At 65.7% G+C, this 17,655-nt stretch carries 14 protein-coding genes and 1 pseudogene; 13 read left to right on the top strand and 2 right to left on the bottom strand.

Features of this window, described 5'->3' with window-relative positions; genetic code table 11:
• Positions 1-470: 470 nt before the first annotated feature.
• From ZAL01S_RS05785 to ZAL01S_RS05745, 9 genes and pseudogenes are all read left to right on the top strand, one after another.
• Positions 471-1,364 (top strand): hypothetical protein, encoded by an 894-nt coding sequence (locus tag ZAL01S_RS05785; RefSeq protein WP_066081065.1) that lies wholly within the window; start codon positions 471-473, stop codon positions 1,362-1,364.
• Positions 1,361-2,401, top strand: a complete 1,041-nt coding sequence (locus ZAL01S_RS05780; RefSeq protein ID WP_083523108.1) for a ParB N-terminal domain-containing protein — start codon at positions 1,361-1,363, stop codon at positions 2,399-2,401. The genes ZAL01S_RS05785 and ZAL01S_RS05780 overlap by 4 nt, the downstream gene beginning before the upstream one ends.
• Before the next feature lie 45 nt (positions 2,402-2,446).
• Entirely contained in the window at positions 2,447-3,145 is a 699-nt protein-coding gene (locus ZAL01S_RS05775) for a hypothetical protein (protein ID WP_066081062.1), read from the top strand.
• Between the two features lie 7 nt (positions 3,146-3,152).
• A pseudogene (locus ZAL01S_RS05770) lies at positions 3,153-4,770 on the top strand (M23 family metallopeptidase).
• A 5-nt stretch (positions 4,771-4,775) separates the two neighbouring features.
• Entirely contained in the window at positions 4,776-5,042 is a 267-nt protein-coding gene (locus ZAL01S_RS05765) for a DUF6112 family protein (RefSeq protein ID WP_066081059.1), read from the top strand.
• 1,362 nt (positions 5,043-6,404) lie between these two features.
• Positions 6,405-8,363, top strand: a complete 1,959-nt coding sequence (locus ZAL01S_RS05760; protein ID WP_159421607.1) for a hypothetical protein — start codon at positions 6,405-6,407, stop codon at positions 8,361-8,363.
• Positions 8,364-8,638: 275 nt separating this feature from the next.
• Positions 8,639-8,959, top strand: a complete 321-nt coding sequence (locus ZAL01S_RS05755) for a DUF6112 family protein (protein WP_066081053.1) — start codon at positions 8,639-8,641, stop codon at positions 8,957-8,959.
• A 39-nt stretch (positions 8,960-8,998) separates the two neighbouring features.
• Complete coding sequence (locus ZAL01S_RS05750; RefSeq protein WP_066081050.1) at positions 8,999-10,372, top strand: conjugal transfer protein TrbL; 1,374 nt, start codon at positions 8,999-9,001, stop codon at positions 10,370-10,372.
• Positions 10,369-11,856 carry an SCO6880 family protein gene (locus ZAL01S_RS05745; RefSeq protein WP_066081047.1) on the top strand — a complete coding sequence of 496 codons (1,488 nt, stop codon included), beginning with the start codon at positions 10,369-10,371 and terminating at the stop codon, positions 11,854-11,856. The genes ZAL01S_RS05750 and ZAL01S_RS05745 overlap by 4 nt, the downstream gene beginning before the upstream one ends.
• 14 nt (positions 11,857-11,870) lie before the next feature.
• Here ZAL01S_RS05745 and ZAL01S_RS05740 read toward each other — a convergent pair whose 3' ends face one another.
• Together ZAL01S_RS05740 and ZAL01S_RS05735 are read right to left on the bottom strand one after the other, a co-directional pair.
• Positions 11,871-12,248, bottom strand: coding sequence for a VOC family protein (locus ZAL01S_RS05740; RefSeq protein ID WP_066081045.1), 378 nt, complete (start codon positions 12,246-12,248; stop codon positions 11,871-11,873).
• A gap of 41 nt (positions 12,249-12,289) precedes the next feature.
• A complete protein-coding gene (locus ZAL01S_RS05735; protein ID WP_159421606.1) occupies positions 12,290-12,931 on the bottom strand; it encodes a hypothetical protein in 642 nt (213 codons plus the stop codon).
• A 64-nt stretch (positions 12,932-12,995) separates the two neighbouring features.
• Between ZAL01S_RS05735 and ZAL01S_RS05730 the strand changes: the two genes are divergently transcribed.
• The 4 genes from ZAL01S_RS05730 to ZAL01S_RS05715 are packed head-to-tail and all read left to right on the top strand — an operon-like array spanning position 12,996 to position 17,585.
• On the top strand, positions 12,996-13,784 hold the full coding sequence (locus ZAL01S_RS05730; protein WP_066081039.1) for a hypothetical protein: 789 nt from the start codon (positions 12,996-12,998) through the stop codon (positions 13,782-13,784).
• Entirely contained in the window at positions 13,781-15,265 is a 1,485-nt protein-coding gene (locus ZAL01S_RS05725; protein WP_066081036.1) for an ATP-binding protein, read from the top strand. Before ZAL01S_RS05730 ends, ZAL01S_RS05725 begins: the two co-directional genes overlap by 4 nt.
• Entirely contained in the window at positions 15,265-15,813 is a 549-nt protein-coding gene (locus tag ZAL01S_RS05720; RefSeq protein WP_066081033.1) for a hypothetical protein, read from the top strand. The genes ZAL01S_RS05725 and ZAL01S_RS05720 overlap by 1 nt, the downstream gene beginning before the upstream one ends.
• Positions 15,810-17,585 (top strand): TraM recognition domain-containing protein, encoded by a 1,776-nt coding sequence (locus ZAL01S_RS05715; protein ID WP_066081031.1) that lies wholly within the window; start codon positions 15,810-15,812, stop codon positions 17,583-17,585. The genes ZAL01S_RS05720 and ZAL01S_RS05715 overlap by 4 nt, the downstream gene beginning before the upstream one ends.
• Positions 17,586-17,655 lie beyond the last annotated feature (70 nt).

Here is a 17,655-nt window from a genome sequence, read left to right as displayed (position 1 = left end):
TCGACGAACAGCTCGCCCCCGACATCGACGGACCAGACGCTGGTGCTCCGGGGCTGGGTGAGGGTGCGGAAGGGGTGCCGGATGCGGTCAAGGCCCGCACCGCCCGGACGATAAGCCGGCCTGTGAGTGGGCAGGTGGGGCGGGGTGTGGAGTGGGTGCGTCCGACCGATCTGATGGCCCGACGTGGCGCCACGGTCGCTGGCCGCGGCATTCACTTCCAGACCGCGCTGAGTCAGAAGACCCGCCACGGCATCACGGTGGGTGCACGGCGCGTGGGTGATCGGGCTGGACGGTTGGCGCCGTTGTCGGCCTTCGGCCGGGGCCGGGCACAGTCGGTGCCGGGGCGGTCCGCGGTGGGGATGAGTTGAGCGTGGTGACCAGCAATGACGACTCTCGCCAGCACCACGACGACACCACTGCCGCCGCTGTCTGGGGTGGAGGTGCGCACCTGCTTGTCAGGAGGCACCACCATGACCCACACCACAACACCAACCACCGGCACCGCTGAGACCGGGACGTCGTCGACAACGTCGTCGACACCCCATCGCGACAGTGCTGACTTCCGCACCAGTGAGGGGCTGCGGGCTCTGCTGGAGCATCTGGCCGAGCACGGATGGCGCAACAACCCCCAAGCCAAACAGTTGCTGGAGTTCGCGGCGGAGCGGTTCGCACCCTTGGCGCGCAAGCACGGCCTGGATGTGTGGGAGGCGGCCTCGGCGGCGTTTGATGTGATGCGAACGCCTGCGGCGCGGAACGCCGCGGATCCGTGGGCGGTGGTCACGCATGCGGTGCGGATCACCTGCATCTACGAAGAACGCGCCCAAGGGCTCCTGTGTTCGGTCCACCAGGCCCGCCGCGCCCACATCTCCGCCCACCACGACCCCGAACGGTTCTCCGACCGCGAAAAACCCCTGTACGAATACCATCCCGCGTTCCAGCTCACCGACCCCCACCACCGTGAGGATGCGGAGCCAAGCGAGGATGTGGATGCGAGCGTGCAGGCAGCAGTCGCGGACGCGACCCGATTGTTCGTGCTGCTGGGCTGGCCCGAAGCCTCCGCCCGGGCCGGGGTGGATCACGTCACCAATGCCCTGGCCCGGATCGGGTCCCGGCGCGGCACCTACGAAGCCTTGCGGCGCGACAAGCACGCTCGCGCCCTGCTCGACCTCCCCGCCCCGGCCTGGACGTGTCTGTTGAGGGTTCTGCTGGGACATCCCGAACCTGCCTACGCCACCACGACGGCTGGGCGCGGGATCCTGCTGCGTCTGCTGCTCGGAGAGACCCTGGCTGACCTGTTGGGTGATGACGCCCTGGTCGCCTGCATCGTCCGCGCAATACCGGGACGGGAACGGGTGCGGTCATGAGTACCCCGGGGCACATCGAGCTGGACCGTGCCGTCGACTCCCTGCAGGTCGGCCGACGTCACCGCGCCGACCTGGGTGACATTGACGCGCTGGCGGCCTCGATTGAGCGCGATGGGTTGTTGCAGCCGTTGACGGTCAGCCCCGACGGGGTGCTGATCTGCGGGGCACGCCGGCTGGCGGCGATCAAGCAGCTCGGCTGGCGCACCGTCAACGTGTGGGTCCGCTCTGGCATCTCCGACCGTCTCGGTCATCTGCTGGCCGAACAAGACGACAACGTCCTGCACAAGCCACTGACCGCGCTGGAAGCCGCCGCCCTCTATCGCGAACTGAAATCCCTCATGGCCGAGGATGCTGCGCGTCGCAAGGCCGCGACCCAGTTCCGCAGTGACAACCAGCCCGGAACAGACGGTCCCGGAAAATTTCCGGAACCGTCGGGAGCCACCGGTGAGGCTCGTGAGCAGGCTGCCGGAATGATTCCCGGTGGGGCCTCGTACAAGACGCTGGACAAGATCGGCTTCCTCGAACAGGCCGCCCACGACGAGACGCTGCCCGAACACGTGCGGGCAGCGGCGCAGCGGGGGTTGGAGGAGATCGACGCGGGGAGCCCGGTCCATCCGATCTACGAGACCATCCGCAACCACACCGCCAGCCCCGATGCTGGCGATGAGGCGTTGCATCAGGCCGCGGCCGACGCCCTCGCCCGCATCCAATCCGGTGACAGACCGAAGCCCGCTCCGGTCAAGAAGCCCAAGGACGACGCTGAGGGCGCGCCGGTGCAGTATCCGGTGCGGGCGTTCGTGGTGACGTGGACCGAACTGGATCAGTGGTGGACCCACTACGACCCGGCTGTGCTCGCCGTCGAACTCACCGACGAACAGGTCGCCACGTTCCTGCGCGTGATCGAACACTCCGTCGCGTTCGCCGACGCCCTCCAAGCCGCCCTCACCAACCCCGACGACACCACCGCCGCCTCCGACCCTGTCGATGAGAGGGATGACGCACCGGCGGGTGGGCGTCCGCAGCTGCGCGCCATCTAGCTTCTGCCTGCTGGTGTGTGGGGTGGGTGGGTGCACCTGCTGGGCATGGACACTTCTGATCGTTCGTCGCGTCGCCGGCTCGTGCTGATTGCTGCCGGATCGGTCACGGCCTTGGTGTGTGGGGTCGGGATCTACGGGCTGGCCACTGGCCCTCACACGCCGACCAGCACCCCGGGCACGTCACCGACCATCACCACCGGCCCGTCACCCTCCTCGACCACCACCGCCACGGCGAGCCCTTCAGCATCAGAGGCGCCGTCGGTGCCACCGGTTGCGCGGAGCGCTGATCCGGAGCAGTTCGCTCGCAATGTCGCGACCACGCTGTTCGCGTGGGACACCACCACCGGGCTGCTGCCGCTGGACTACACCTCGGCGATCCTCGCCGTCGGTGACCCCAGCGGCGCCGAACAAGCCGGCCTCGCCACCGACGTCGCCGCCTACCTGCCCTCGCGGACCGCATGGCAGGACCTGCGTGAGTACGGCACCAGTCAGCAGCTGACGATCGACCGCGCCTACATCCCCGACCAGTGGGGCGAAGCCCTTGCCCAGGCACCCGAGGGGCAACTCGCACCAGGCACGGTCGCCTACACCATCGAGGGCACCCGGCACCGCACCGGGACCTGGAACGGCGAACCAGTCGACTCGGCCCACAAGGTGGAGTTCACGGTGTTCGTGGTCTGCGCGCCGACCTACGACACCTGCCACCTACTGCGCCTGTCACAGCTCGACAACCCACTGCGGTGACCCGGCCGTGAAGAAACTCGCCGTCATCGCTGCCGTGCTCGTGCTGTTCAGCCCCGCCCTCCTGCTCTTGGGGGGTCGGGATGATCTTCAGCCCCGGCGCCAACGCCTCCTGCACCACCAGCACCTCTGGCCCGTCGGTGGTGGGGCCGGCGCCGGACTCACTGGAAGTGACGACCGCTGACGGGCAGACCTTCACGCTGAACACCACCCAGCTCACCCACGCCGCCACCATCATCCAGACCGGCTCCCAAGTCGAAGGCGTCACCCGTGACGGGCTGCAGATCGCGCTCATGGCCGCCCTCACCGAGTCGAATCTGCGGATGCTGGCCAACACCAGCGTCTACCCCGACTCCGGGAATCACCCCAATGACGGGGACGCCTCCGACCACGACAGCCTCGGCCTGTTCCAGATGCGACCCCAAGCCGGATGGGGAACCGTCGCCGACCTCATGGACCCCGTCTACCAGGCCCGCGCGTTCTTCGGCGGACCCACCGGCCCCAACCACCCCTCACCCCGCGGACTGCTCGACATCCCCGGCTGGCAGACCCTGTCGAAGGGCGAAGCCGCCCAAGCCGTCGAAGTCTCCGCCTACCCCGACCGGTATGCGAACTACGAGCCCGTCGCCGAACAGATCCTGACCACCCTCACCACCCCCAGCACCACCAGTCCATCGTTGCCGGAGACCGGGCGTGTGGTCTTCCCGCTGCCTGAGGGCACCTGGGTCGCCACCTCGCCATTTGGGATGCGGGTCCATCCCATCACCGGGGAGAACAAGCTCCACACCGGCGCGGACTACTCCGCCCCCGACGGCACCCCCATCCTCGCCGCCGCCGACGGCATCGTCACCCACGCCTCGATGTCCGGCGGGTACGGCGGGCTGATCATCATCGAACACACCATCGGCGGGCAGAAGATCGCCACCGCCTACGCCCACGTGTGGGAGACCGGCTTTCACGTCAACGTCGGCGACCACGTCACCGCCGGACAACACATCGGCGATGTCGGCTCGGCCGGCTACTCCACCGGCGCGCACCTGCACTTCGAACTCCGCCAAGGGGGCAGCGACGGCGAATTCACCGACCCCCAGCCCTGGCTCGACGAATACACCACCGGCAACCTTCCAGCCCCCACCACACCGGTCGAGCAGGAAGGCTGCAACCCGGCCGCGACGCAGCCCGCGCCGCCCCAAGGACCCGATGCCGGGGACCCGGACCGCAAGGTCGATGACCCCACCACCAACGGAAAGATCACCGCCCGTATGCTCCACGTCTACGCCCAAGCCCTCACCGCCTACCCCGACAGCTCCTGGGCCTGCTACTCACCCCGCCCCGGCACCAAATCCGAACACCCCCTCGGGCGGGCCTGCGATGTCACCTTCGGCAACGCCATCGGGACCCGACCCACACCCCAGCAGCTCGAAGCCGGATGGGCGCTGACGAACTGGCTCAAGGACAACGCTGAAACCCTCGGCGTCGAGTACCTCATCTGGCAAGGCCAGATCTGGTCCCTCGCTCGCGATGCCGAGGGCTGGCGCCCCTACAACGGCGGTGGCATGCACGACCCCAACGACGTCACCGGCGGCCACTACGACCACGTCCACATCACCGTCAAAGAAGGCAGCTGATACCCGTGAACATCTACCCCGACTTCGGCGCCTTCGGCGACAACACCACCCTCCACAACGTGATCGGTGCGCTGCTCACGTTCGTCCTCGTCACCGCCGTCCTCACCATGCTCATCTCCGGCATCACCTGGGCCATCGCCACAGCGAACGGCAACCACACCACCGCCACCAAAGCCCGCACCGGACTCCTCGTCGCCCTCGGCGCAGCCACCCTCGCCGGCGCCGGCATCACCTGGCTCAACTGGCTCATCGCGCTTGGCGACCAGTTCTGAACACGATCATTTCAGAGGCCTCGCCCTGAAATGACTGCGTGTCAGCCAACGTAACTCGCACGAAGTCCTGACCAATGCCGTGGGCGACGGAAGGCTACCCATGCCCTGGCCGCCCCACGTAGGGTGGGCGCCATGAAACGATCTGGCGGCGGTGTTGCGGCTGCATTCGGGTTCAGGTACCAGTACCTAACCACGGTTGACTTGCTCCTGGAACTGTACGCCAATTCTTCGTCTGACTGGTCAATCGACGTTGACCCTGTCGACCAGAACTCAGCAGACATAATTGTTCGATTGTCAACAGGCAGCCCGCCTGACCGCGCGATACAGGTAAAGGCGTCTCTGTCGAGCTCCTCAACTACCATCGGAATCGACGAAACCCGGCGAATACTAGACGGGCTGCGCCGCGAACACCCTAAAGCTCGACTACGCGAGATTCTCACCAACCGAATCAAGACTGCTGAACTCGAAACAGAACTGGAACGGCAGGACTGCACACTCCTCGGACAAGGCGAGCGGTTCACCTCCCATCAGGAACCACTTCATCAGATGACCGAGAAGCTATTACGCACCATCGGACGTTTGCGCACCACCAGAGAGGGAGGAACTGGCCGCGAACTGCAGTATCTGATTCTGCGCCAACTCATTGATCGCGTTCACGAGGCCGGCTCCAACACACATAACCAACGCTTGTCCCGCGATGACATTCGTCAGATTCTAACGGGTTCAAATCCCTTGCTGTCTAGCGCCCTTGGATCACGAGCCTGGGGGAAGTGCATTCAGGTCCCAGTAGGAAATTACATCGAGAGAGAGAAGTCCTCTCGGTTCCTTAGGGAACACCTCCCCGCCGGCTCTCTATATAATGGCGCCCCCAAGATCGCGGTCTTGAAAGGCATGTCCGGTAGTGGAAAATCCGCAGCCGCCTATCTACATGCTCGATCACTCTTGGAACATGTGGCGTTCGTCCTATGGCTAGACGCGAGTTCACGAGGGGTGCTCGAATCACAAGTTCCGATGGCACTTCAAGAACTGGGGGCAGCGACTACTCCCACCGACATGCCGAGACGCGATCTCGTGGATGTTTTGTCGGGATCGCCGGTACCTTGGTTGCTAGTCCTAGATGGAGCTTCCTCTTTCGAGGAAGTTTACCCCTGGATACCACGCAGCGGCTATGGACAAGTCCTCATAACCACACGAGTGGCGACCTGGCCGGACTCTCTCGCGCCAACAACTTCACTGGATGCATTTGACGAGATCGAGGCGCGACGGTTTGTGGCTCGACGATTTGGGCAAGCAGTCGAGTCGTGGTCAGCCCAGCAGCTATCCGCTTGTGATGCCATATCAAGAGCGCTCGCTGGATGGCCCTTGGCTCTGGAGCTGGCTGTTGGCTGGATTGCTCGACGTGGCGGTCCGAAAAAAGCCATGTTGCAGTTTACTGACCGACTGGATCGCCTCGACCTGGACAGTGAGGAATTGCTCCCACATGGATATCCTCGAACTGCAGCCCAAGTGATCCTAGCTGATTGGCGGGAACTATCTCCCGAAGCGAGGAAACTGGCCTCATTTCTATTGGTTACAGGTGGAAGCCGCGTTCCTCGCCGCCTGCTACTTGACGCCCTCGCCCAGGTTGGAATGACTCAAAAGGCAGTGGAAGACCTCCTTTCCTCCGGATTCATTAGGCAAGAGATCCTCACGCCAGATCGGCCCCATGATTTGGATGAAGTTCTAACAATTCACGGTTTCGTCCAGCTAGTTATGACGAAACAAGGCATCCCACTGAACGGGCCCGAGATATGGGCCATCCTAAGCACCTGCGACAAATGGGTGCGACAGCTGACCGAGGATGGGCGCTTTCGCGAAGGTACTGCCTTGATTCACCCCATCGACTACTTCCTTCGACAAACGGTCGAGGTATTCAAAGACAGCCCTGAAACCTTGACCTTGGCCAGCGTGTCTATGCACAACTTCGCACAGTTGGCCTTCATCACCTCGCAGGCTGCGATCGCCCGCCTCTGGTCACGCGTGGCCTTCCAGGTCCGGCAGGACCAGCTGGAGTTGGTTCGCGACCATGCGACGTGGGTACAGATGCAGCTTCAAACCCTATCCGTGATTGCCATCACTGCCGCGCGTCTTCATAAGACTGAGGAGGTTGTCGAAGTCGCGCTCTTCTCCGAAACAGTGTTGCAAATGGGCAACGAGGAAACTCTGTGCGATGTGGCCACCCAAAATGCGTTGCGCACGATCCGGGATGTATTGCATTTGTGCCTGCCTGACTCCAGTCCGGGTCGCGCTCGCCGCGCACTAAATGCGCTAGACGCCTTGGTGCCTCTAGGAGCACCTGAACCAGCAGTGAGCGGGGCAGGAAACACTCTACTCAACAAGCTTCACATCGAAAGAATGACAGCGCTCCTGCTGGTGGAGCGCAGTGCCTGGCAGGCCGGGGTGGATACCGTGCTGAGCGCCGCGAACCAAGCTCTGGAGGAAGGAGCCCTCGTCGATCAATTGGTGGATGGCCTTCTTGACGTGGGGCTTGAACTGATGATCGAAGCAAGTAAGCGTCCGCTGGAAACCCCCGAGCTTCTCATTGCTTCAGCTGTGCGGCTCGTGGTGTGGCTGGATGAAAATTCCGCTGCGCTAGACGAGAGCAATCACCAGTATCGCTTTGCGATCCTGAGGGCCTTCACGGAGGAGGGCCCCGGGCCGCTCTCCGACGTAATTGGGAAACTGCCGCCTCCCAAGCAGCGCACGCACCAGTTGGATGCTTGGGCCCAACTGGGAATGATCCTGCGAGAACAGCGCGAATCCATGCGCTACCGCAAGATCTTCAGCAATCCGCCACCATCCGTTTCCGTTACGCACAGTATCGATGGGGGCGACCAACTCAACGTCTGGTGGCGAGACACCGGACCCGCGACACCCGAGCTTTGGGTGCACGCGCCAGCAATTGTCACCGTCAGCTCTTCGGGCCGCATCGACCCAGTCCGTCAAGGAATGGAGCGCGCAGGACTTCCGGAAGTCGCTCACGACGAACCGCCGCAGCCCACCCCTGGCTGGCTAGCCCGACTCACCACGGACGGGATCAACATCCTTGACGCGAAAGGCACCCCCTGGGTAACCGTCGAGGATATTCCACCCCAGATCATGGAAAAAATTTGCGCCCATGGGGGCTTGACGCTCATCTACGCAGATTTGGCAATTACTCATTCCACAGATCCGCGTCTGAGTGGCTGGATTTCCCTGGCCACCAGAAAGAACCAGTCATGCACGGACAATCAGAACTCTTTGACGCCTTGGTGGCGCAAAATCTTCGGTTGGCTTTTCTAGCCGCCTTTTGCGGATGCCGTTCTGACGTAACCGTCCAGGGCCAATGACAAGATCAACCGCGAAGGAGCTCGGCCGGATAGTTCGTGAGCTGACCGCCGATGACGGAGTCTCACTCAGAGATTGCTAGCCAGCATGGGCCAGCCTCACCGGCAGACTTGCGTGCGCGCACCTGGGCCCGGCCATACCCGCGCACCTGACAGGCAGACCCAACCAAGGGCCCGCCCGCAGCAGCGGGACGGCCGTCTGCTTCGAAGGAGCTTGCTGTGTTTGATTTGATGAGCTGTGTTGTGCCGAATCTGTCGACTCTGCCGGTGATGCTGCCGATGGAGGTGGACATCACGCCAAACGATGATGGGCTGCCGGGGATCGCGCAGCTGCGCAACATCGTGGGCGCGGTGATGACGATCGGGCTGATCCTATCGGTGCTGGCGCTGATCATCTCCGCGATCGTGTGGGGCTTCGGCGCGAACTCGTCCAACCCGCACCTGGCAGGCCGCGGCAAGGTCGGCGTCCTGGTCTCCTGTGGGGCAGCGATCATCTGCGGCGCCGCGGTCACGCTGATCAACTTCTTCTGGAACGTCGGCCAGTCCGTCTAACCCCTACCCGTCAACCCACGTGTGTGAGGAGTGATTGCGGTGGGGATCTGTGATCTGCCCGTCATCTCTGGAGTCTGCGAAACCGCTGGCGAAGCCGCCGCCTCATTGGTGTCGGCCCCGTTCGACTGGCTCGCCCAAGCCATGGGCTCAGCCGCGGGCTGGTTGTTCGAGGCCGTGTGGAACGTCTTCGACGCCACCACCCTGGTCGACATCACCAGTGACGGCTACCTGTCGGTCTACAACCTGCTGTTCGGCATCGCGGTGTTCGTGATGCTGCTGTTCTTCTGCCTCCAACTCATCACCGGCCTCATCAGACGTGACCCCACTGCTCTCACCCGGGCCGCCCTCGGCCTCGCCAAGAGCGTGTTGGGGTCGTTCGTGGTGATCACCCTGACCGGGCTGCTGCTGGAGGTGGTCGACCAGCTGTGTGTCGGGATCGTCCAAGCCGCCGGCGAGACCACCGAATCGATGGGCGACAAGATCACGACCCTCGCCGGTGGACTAGCGGGGATCAACATCGCCGCCCCCGGGGTCGGGGCGATCATCACGATCTTCCTCGCCGGCCTCGCGATCACCTCCGCAGCGATCGTGTGGCTGTCGCTGCTGGTCCGCAAGGCCCTGCTGCTGGTCGCGATCACCCAGGTCGCCGCGCCGATTGATGGGGACCTGTCCTCGATCAGTGACCCGCTGGCCGGGGTGGTGCTCATGGCGATGGCCGCGTTCGCCCCCTACCTGACGTACCGGTTCATCAGCTTCGTCGGGTTCGACATGTACCACGCGATCGGCGCCGAACAAGACGCCAAGAACTCCCTCAACCGCCCCATCCCGCTCCCAGACCGTCAGCCAGGCAACCCCCGGCAGGTCCTCGACGGCAGTGGCGGTGACAGCAACGGTGGTGGCGGGAAGCAGCCGGCGAAACCGAGTACCCCGAACCCCTCCGCATCCCAGGGCGGAGCCGAAGCCGGAGCTGGCACTGGTGGGGCGGCCGGGGCTTCCGGATCGGGTGCGGCCTCGGGTGGGTCTGCTGCCGCTGCGGGTCCTGCTGCGGCTGCGGCCGTGATCGGGGCACAGGTGGCCAAGGATGCCGCCATCGCGGGACCGAAAGCCGGCGCCGAGCTCGGTCAGCAGGCCGAGACCGCGGCAGACGCCGCCGACCACACCCCAAGCCCCAACGGAGGCGGAGGCGATGGTGGGAGTACTCCGCCGGCGTCTGCGCCCGGTGGGACGCCGCCACAGCAGGGCACTCCGTCGGCCGGTGCGGAGCCCACACCGGGGTCACAGCCGCAGGCACCCGCGGGGTCGTCCTCGCCTGGTGGGGGTGAGCAGGTGTCGCCGTCCGCGCCGGTACCGAACCCGCCGCCCGCTGATAATCCGCCACCGCCGTCGAGTGCTGGGAAGGAGCCGCAGTCATGAGCCGCCGCAACAAGAACAACAACCACGACCCGGACGCGACCGGTTCGGCGCTGGTGCCGGTGAAGTTCTCCCGGCTGACCCGTCGCGGCATCCTGCTTGGCCTGTCCGTGGCCCAGCTGGTCACCGTCGGGATCGCGATCGCCACCATCATCACCGCTCTGTATGCCGGGGGCGGGATGTGGCTGGCCTACACCGCCCCCGTCTGGGCCACCGCCGTCCTCCTCACCTGGGTACCTGTCGCGGGACGCCCGGTCATCGAGTGGGTGCCCGTGGCCGGCTGGTGGGTCTACCGCACCACCATCGGCCAACTCCTCTACCGGCGTCGCATCGTCACCCCACGCCCCGCCGGAACCCTCGCCCTGCCCGGCGACCAGGCGCGGCTGCGCGAGTACGAGGACCCGACCACGGGGGCGGGTATGATCCACGACCCCCACCAGAACACGCTCACGGTGGTGTGCGAGATCACCCACCCCGCGTTCGTGCTCCTCGACCCCGCTGAACAAGAACGCCGTGTCACCGCCTGGGGCCGCGTCCTGGCCACCGTCTGCCGCTCCGGCAGGATCGCCACCCTGCAGATCCTGGAACGCACCCTGCCCGACTCCGGCACCGGACTGGCCGAATGGTGGACCACCCATGGCCAGCCCGAGGACACGAGCTGGGCTGCCACCACCTACGCCGAACTCATCGACCGTGCCGGCCCCGCCGGCGAACGCCACGCCACCACCCTGTCGCTATCCCTCGACATGAGAAACGCGGCGCGGCAGATCCGCACAGCGGGCGGCGGTATCCGTGGAGCCGCTGCCGTCCTGCGCCAAGAGATGAACACCCTCACCGCCGCGCTCCGCTCGGCCGACCTCACCCCATCCGGTTGGCGCACCCCCGGACAGATTGCGGTGATCCTGCGCTCGGCCTACGACCCTGCGATCGCCGCCACTTTGGAACGCCACGGCGAGATCGGCCACGACCTCGCCACCGCCGGCCCCGTCGCGGTCAACGAGACCTGGAGTCGTATCCGCACCGACTCCGCCCACCACGCCGTGCTGTGGATCAGCGAATGGCCCCGCTCCATGGTCTACCCAGGCTTCCTCTCACCCATCCTGCTCTCCAGCGGGATCCAACGGTCGTTCTCCCTGATCTGCACCCCCATGCGCTCCGACCAGGCCGCCCGCGACATCCGCAAGAAGAAGGTCGAGCACATCTCCGACCAAGCCCAACGCGCCAAAATCGGGCAGATCGAAGACGCCTCCCAGACGGCTGAGTACCACGATGTCCTCCAGCAAGAAGCCGACCTCACCGCCGGCCACGGCATCCTGCGCTACACCGGCCTGATCACCGTCACCGCCACCACGATCGAGGGCCTCGACGCCCACGTCGCCGCCCTCGAACAAGCCGCCATCCAAGCCAACTGCGAAACCCGACTCCTCGCCGGACAACAAGCCAAAGCCTTCACCGCCGCAGCCCTCCCACTTTGCCGCCAGGTCTGACGACTAGGAAGGGGTCATTCGGGCACTGTGACGAGGCAAAAGGGATGGCCCGCGGGGTCAGCGTAGATGCGCCAGGCTTTCGGGCCGGGATCCAAGACGTCAGTGAGTGGGTGGCCGCCTGCTACCTCGACGGCGGCACATGCCTCCGAGAGGTCATCGACTAGCAGGTCAAGGTGAACCTGCAGCTCGCCTCTGTGGCCCGGCCACTGCGGGGGTTCGTAATCGGAGACGCGATGGAAAGAGAGGCGTCCAACAGGCTCCCACTCCAGCGTCAACCACTGGTCATCACCGGTGGCCGGTGCAAGATCCAGGACTTTCTGCCAGAAGAGTGCTTCCGCTGTGGGGTCCTTGCACTCAAAGACGAGTTGCGTGAAGCGTCCGATTGCTGGCATCTCTCCATGCTAGGACGCATTACCTGACCAGCCGAACGGTTCTATCGGGGTGCAGGGTGCTCACCGCGTGCTGCCTGATCGATCGCATGGGCAAAGCGGGAGTTCATCGGGTCGTGCAGGTCGAACCACTCGATCGCTGCGAGGTCGTCGACGTGCGCTCGATACAGCTCAGGCCACGCTTCGCCAAGAACTTCGGTGTTGGTCGGTGTCGCGTATCCCAGTGCATCGCTGGCGACGGGAACCAACCGATCGCCAAAGTGCGTCAACGTGTTCCAGAGACGGTGCCGCCCGTTGGTGATGGGCTCGAACCAGGGGTCGACGCACACTGCTTCGCCGGCAGAGAACCATGAGGTCACGATGTGCCGCTCAGTCTCCGTCAGTGGTTCCGGTACCGGAGCCGCCACCATGCCGTAGTACGTGTCGTCATCTTCATCGATGGTCCACCGCCCCGCGGCAAGCTCGTCTCCGACGAGGGCAACGGTAGAGGCAATCAGTCTCCAGCGCTGCTCGGAAGTGTCACTCCAACGAGGTTCACGGTGATCCTCCTGGTCCGGGTCTTCGAGCACCCATTCTCGGACATGCTGCGCTGCGCCTCTCCACCAGAACGCGGGCATCCACACAGGAACTGACAACTCCATGAGCACCTCGCATCCGTCGATTCGGCTGTCCTCCATTACAGCCATTAGAGGACACCATCGCACACCTCCCTCATAGGCGTACCGCCGTTACGTAGAGAGGACTGTTGGGATGGCGACGTTTGTTGATCCGATTGCGGATGCTGCTGAGGCCTATGAGGGATTGCGCGGGTTGGCACACGCCACTCGCACCTTTGAGGATCCGGCTGACATGTACCGGGTCTTGGGCGAGGTATCAGGGTCGGTGCGGCTGTTACGGCAAGTGCTGAACCAGCTGTCGCGCGCTCATGCTGATCACCGCGACATCGCGTTCACCGATGACCGCGCGCCGGCGGAGGCAGTGGCGTTGGCGGCGGCCGATGAGTTGCATCAGGCCGCCGACGGGCTGGATGAGGTCGCTGACCGGGTCATGCGCGCGCACGAAGCGTCCGGTCGGATCGCCTGGCACACCCACACCAACCCCGAGCCCGAGCGTTCGCGGCGGTGGGTGAATGTGGTGTTCCTCCAGGGCAGTGAGGCCGATGAGGTGCTGGACCTGATCGATCTTGAGGGGGAGCAGGCGGGGATTGCGCATCTGGCGCAGTGGGACTTCGGCGACGAAACCACTGGCGCGGCGTTCGTGAATGGTGAGGTGTACGACGAGCTGCCGGGCGGGCAGTGGGATCGCAGCTTCGAGGCCGACGGGTATGTGCTGACCTACAACCCGCAGATGGGGTATGTCGGGCTGGTCCGCGAACACCCCGACACCACCCCAACACCCGACGAGGAGGAGGTCGTCGCTGCACGGGACGCGTTCAGCGGTGTCACCTCTGAGTCTCCGCGTCGTGCGGCCGAGGGCACAGATTGGTTCGCGCCCAAAGCGGGTGGCGCAACGTCGTCTTCGGTGGGGCAGTCGCTGTGAGCGGCGAGAAGGAACGGCTGCACGCTGCGGTGTTGGTGTCCCCGGCCGCGGAACGGCGGAAGGCCCGTAAGGCTCGTCGTCAGGCTGCGGCCCGGTTGCAGGCTGAGCAGGCCAGGGTCGAGCGGGAGGCGGCGAAGGCGAAAGCTGCCGCGGAGCGGGAGGAGCGTAGGTCGACGACGTTTCTGCCGGCGGCGGGTGAGGCGGGGCCGGCGGCGTTGCGGTCTCCGGGCCGGTTGCGGTTGCCGCGGCATCAGGACACCTCGGCCACGTTGGCCGGGGCGTATCCGTTCATGGCCGAAGGGGGTCTGGGGTCGGATGGGGTGTTCGTCGGGCAGGACCTGTATTCGGGTGGCAGTTTCGTCTACGACCCGTGGGTCCTGTATGCCCGCGGGATCATCACCGCCCCGAACCTGGTGCTGGCGGGGATCGTCGGGTCGGGCAAGTCGTCGCTGGCGAAGTCGCTGTATACGCGGTCGTTGCCGTTCGGGCGCCGCGTCTACGTCCCCGGCGACCCCAAGGGCGAACACACGGCGGTGGCCGAAGCGGTGGGCGGGAAGGCGATCGTGCTCGGCCACGGCCTCCACACCCGCCTGAATCCCCTGGATGAGGGACACCGACCCGGCGGGCTCACCGACCAGGAGTGGGCGAGCACCGTCGCCTCCCGGCGCCGTGACCTGATCGGCGCTCTGGCCGAAACAGTGCTGGCGCGGGGGCTCACGCCGTTGGAACACACCGCGATCGACCTCGCCCTCACCGCCACGGTGGCAGAAAACGAGGTACCGATCCTGCCCATGGTCGTCGACCACATCCTCACCCCCAGCCACGACCCCGACGGACGCCTCGCTGAAGACGGACGCCTGGTCGGCCACGCGCTGCGGCGTCTGGTGGCCGGTGACCTCGCCGGACTGTTCGACGGCCCCTCCACCGTGGCGTTCGACCCGGATCTGCCGATGATCAGCCTCGACCTGTCCCGGGTGACCGAGAACTCCACCCTCATCAGCGTGTTGATGACCTGCAGCTCGGCATGGATGGAATCCGCGCTGCTGGACCCCAATGGTGGGCAGCGGTGGGTGATCTACGACGAGGCCTGGCGGCTCATGTCCCATCCGGCGTTGTTGAAGCGGATGGATGCGCATTGGCGTCTAGCCCGGCATTACGGGATCGCGAACATGCTGATCTTCCACAAACTCTCCGACCTCGACAACGTCGGCGACGAAGGCTCCGCCATGCGCTCGCTGGCCAACAGTCTGTTGGCGAATGCGGAGACGCGGATCGTCTACCGCCAGGAATCCGACCAGCTCGGCCCCACCGCCACCGCCCTCGGCCTGACCGGAACCGAACAGACCCTGCTGCCAAACCTTGGCGTGGGTCAGGGGCTGTGGCGGATCAAGAACCGCTCGTTCGTGATCCAGCACCAGCTCCACCCCGGCGAGCTGGAGCTGTTCGACACCAGCAGCCGCCTCACCGCAGGAGTCAAGTAATGCCCAAGCTTCCCGCCCTGAGACACCGCCGCAACGACCCGAGCGAGACGGTGCCGGTGGTGTTGCGGCACGTGGTCATCACCGTCGACATCACCGGCACCCTGACGGTGACCGTCGACCAACAGCCGCATCTTCCGCCGGCCGGTGAGGTGTGGGGTCGGAGTGACTTCGCAGCGATCCTTGATGACCTCACCGAGCAGCGCCGTATTCCCGTGCGGGTAGATGTGTACGAGTCCGACGGCAGTCACTTCACCGACATCATCCACGCCCACCGACCACGCCGAAACCCCGAACCCGAGCCAGACACCCCAGCCCCTGCCGACGAGGAAGCCGCCACGGGTGATCCTGAACCTGAGGAAGCAAATCGGACGGCGGAATCGGAGCGGTTGGTGGGGTTCCTGCCCGGTGAGACGGTGCTCCTCGCCCAGATCGTTGAGGAAGTGGCGGCGGATGAGAACGGCACCATCACCCCACCCGGCACAACCGTGACGCCGGTGGTGGTGGTTGGGCGGACCTCGGGGACTCTGATCGTGCTGGAGGCGCGATGAGTGCCTCGCAGCGGCAGAGTGGGTCGATGGGTGAGGAACTGACCAACGCCGCCCTCCTCGGCCTCATCGCCCTGTTCCTCCTCACCCTCGTACTCCGCGCGACTGGGTCGGTGGCTGCGTTCCTGACCGGTATCCCACAACCAGCAGGCAGTTGGGCTGCCGGCGCTGGGGTGTTGTTCAACCCCGCCAACCCCGCAGTCGCGTTGGGGGCGCCTGGTCTCAGTCCGGTCGCGTACTGGGTCACGACTGTCGTGGTTCTGGGCGGGCTGGTCGGATTCGCGGGCTGGGGATGGGTCGTCTGGCGGCGCCGTTGCCATGCTCAGGAGGTGGATCCGCATCGGTTGGCGGGCACGGCGACGCGGCACGAGATCGCGCAGGTCGCCTCGGAGAAGGTGCTGCTGAAACGGGCCTCGACGTTGCGGCCGTCGCTGAAGGACCCGGCCCCGGGTGAGGTGGGGTATCGGCTCGGGACGTCGAAGGGACAGGGGGTGTGGGCGAGTGTGGAGGACTCGATCCTGCTGATCGGCCCGCCCCGCTCCGGCAAGGGCCTGCACATCGTCATCCCCGCCATCCTCGACGCCCCCGGCCCCGTGGTCACCACCTCGACCCGGCCGGACAATCTCACCGCCACCCTGCGCGCCCGGCAGCGTCGTGGCCCGGTGGCGGTGTTTGACCCCCAGCACCTGGCCGAAGGGCTCCCGGCGGGGATGCGCTGGTCCCCCGTCCGGGGCTGTGAAGACCCGCTGACGGCGATGATCCGCGCGACCGGCCTGGCGTCTGCCACCGGGTTGTCGGCTGGTGGGGTGGAGTCAGGTGGGTTCTGGGAAGGCAAGACCCGCACCGCCCTCCAAGCCCTCCTCCACGCCGCCGCGTTGGACTCTCGAAAGCCGGCGGACTTGTTCCGGTGGACCCTCGACCCCGCCGCCGCGGCCGAAGCCGTCGCGATCCTCACCAACCACCCCGACGCGGCGGCCGGATGGGCTGACTCGCTGGGGGCGATGATCGACGCCGATCCCAAAACCCGCGACTCCATCTGGCAAGGCGTCGCCCTCGCCCTCGGCGCCCTCGCCGATCCCCGCGTCCTCGACGCAGTCACACCACGCGAGGGCGAGACCCCCTTCGACCCCGAAACCTTCCTGCGAGAGTCCGGGACCCTCTACCTACTCGCCACCGGTGCCGGTGCCGGGGCATCGGCCGCTCTGGTGGCGGCGTTCATCGAAGACCTCATCGAAACCGCCCGCCGCCTCGCCGCCCGCTCACCCGGCGCACGCCTCGACCCACCCCTCCTGCTCGCCCTGGATGAGATCGGGAACCTCGCACCGCTGCCGTCCCTGCCGACGTTGATGGCCGAAGGCGGCGGCACCGGCATCACCACCCTGCCGGTCCTCCAATCGCTCGCCCAGGCACGCGACAAGTGGTCCGATCACCAAGCCGGAGCGATCTGGGACGCCGCCATCGTGAAACTCATCCTCGGCGGCGCCTCCAGCAGCCGCGACCTCCAAGACCTCACCACCCTCATCGGCGAACGCGACGAATACACCGACTCCGTCACCCTCGGTGACCACGGCAACAGGTCGAACCAGCGCTCCGTACGGCGGGTGCCGATCCTGCCACCCGACCGCATCCGCACCCTCCCCTTCGGCACCGGCGTCACCCTGCTCCGCTCCGCCCCGCCGATCATCACCGACCTGACCGCCTGGCCCACCCGCCCCGACGCCGAGACCCTCAAACAGGATCGCGCACGCCTCGAACAGCTCCTGCAGAACCCCTGACCGGGGCCCGGGGTGCACCTGACCGGTACCAGCAACCCACACCACCAGCGGGCTGCAGTCCACGAGTTGA

Origin of the sequence: [Zimmermannella] alba NBRC 15616, from assembly GCF_001570905.1 — a bacterium.
Lineage (GTDB): Bacteria > Actinomycetota > Actinomycetes > Actinomycetales > Microbacteriaceae > Pseudoclavibacter > Pseudoclavibacter albus.
This window is presented reverse-complemented; position numbering and strand designations above follow the sequence as displayed.